The sequence below is a fragment of the Sphaerimonospora mesophila genome (genome assembly GCF_001417795.1).
Lineage (GTDB): Bacteria > Actinomycetota > Actinomycetes > Streptosporangiales > Streptosporangiaceae > Sphaerimonospora > Sphaerimonospora mesophila.
Genome location: NZ_BCBX01000007.1, coordinates 1 through 607, shown reverse-complemented (window position 1 = coordinate 607; position 607 = coordinate 1). Strand labels below are relative to the sequence as shown.

The 607-nt window shown below is 68.4% G+C and carries 1 protein-coding gene; it reads right to left on the bottom strand.

Annotated elements, in window-relative coordinates; translation table 11 throughout:
- Positions 1-373: IS110 family transposase (locus AP234_RS00045; RefSeq protein WP_152990135.1), on the bottom strand; the 373-nt coding region annotated here is incomplete at its 3' end.
- Positions 374-607 lie beyond the last annotated feature (234 nt).

Sequence of the window (607 nt, the reverse complement as noted above, 5' to 3'; positions counted from 1 at the left end):
TGCCGGTCCGATCCCCGGCCAGGGCGGCCTTGGCCGCGGCGATGGCGTCGATCGGGTCGGACTTGCCCTGGTAGCGGCGGGTCTTGCGGTCGGGCCGGTCGACCTCGACCACCTCGACGTGCTCGTCTCGCAAGAGCCGCGCGAGCCCGGCCCCGTAGACACCGGTGCCCTCGACACCGACGCGCACCAGTCGTCCGAAGGAACGCATCCAGGCCAGCAAGGCGGTATAGCCGGCTGGGGTGGCCGGGAAGCATTCGGTGCCAAGCACGCGCCCTACCTGGTCGATCACGGCCGCGGTGTGGGTGTCTTGGTGGGTGTCGACTCCACCGGCGACCTCGATGATCGCCGGGTCTTGGGGTGTAATGGAGGTCATCGTCGTCCTGTCGTCTTGACCGGGGGCAGGGCGGCACGCACCAGCCGGGCAACGTGGACAAGACAGTGATGGGGCCTCTGGCCAGGCTCCTATGAAGTCACAGCGCCACGTCCGGTGAGTGCACATGAGCGTCTCCCGGCCGGGGCCGACAGATCCCGTTGAGGACCCCAGGTCAGTCAGGCGTTGGGTCAGACCCCACCGGGAGACGCTCACCTACATCTTCACTGTCAGGCG